1 protein-coding gene is annotated in these 520 nt (G+C 40.2%); it reads left to right on the forward strand.

The window, feature by feature from the left end:
* Positions 1-98 precede the first annotated feature (98 nt).
* Positions 99-520, forward strand: a 422-nt coding sequence (locus BN1206_RS03560; RefSeq protein WP_197072909.1) for a transposase, incomplete at its 3' end; no start/stop codon positions are given.

Raw genomic sequence — 520 nt, forward strand, 5'->3', positions numbered from 1 at the left:
ATTCCTTAAATTAATTTCTTAAAACATTAGAAAAAGGAGTTCCTTTCTCGTATGATTGGTTTGAACAAAAAAACACATACAGAAAGAAGAACTCCTTCATGAATGATTTTACCAAAAATATGGCACAAGCTCTATTCAATCAAGACAAAATAAACGATTTATTGCGCAAAGAACTCCAGCAAGCAGTTAATGAACTATTAGAGGCTGAACTGACTGCGTTTTTAGGCTATGATCCTTATGCCAGAGCTGGCTGGAATACAGGCAATTCACGCAATGGTGCTTACTTTCGCAAGGTTGATACGCAATTTGGCGAGATTGAAATTCAGGTGCCTAGGGATCGCAACGGCATGTTTCATCAGCACACGCTCCCTGACTACAAGCAGCACTCCGATGTCTTGGAAAGCATGATTATCAAGCTATATTCCAAAGGCGTAACCACCAGAGAAATAGCCGACTTGATTGAAAAGATGTATGGCAGTCATTACAGCCCAGCTCAGGTATCTAACATCTCCAAGCAGAT

Origin of the sequence: Lactobacillus sp. OTU4228, from assembly GCF_001006945.1 — a bacterium.
GTDB classification, from domain to species: domain Bacteria; phylum Bacillota; class Bacilli; order Lactobacillales; family Lactobacillaceae; genus Lactobacillus; species Lactobacillus amylovorus.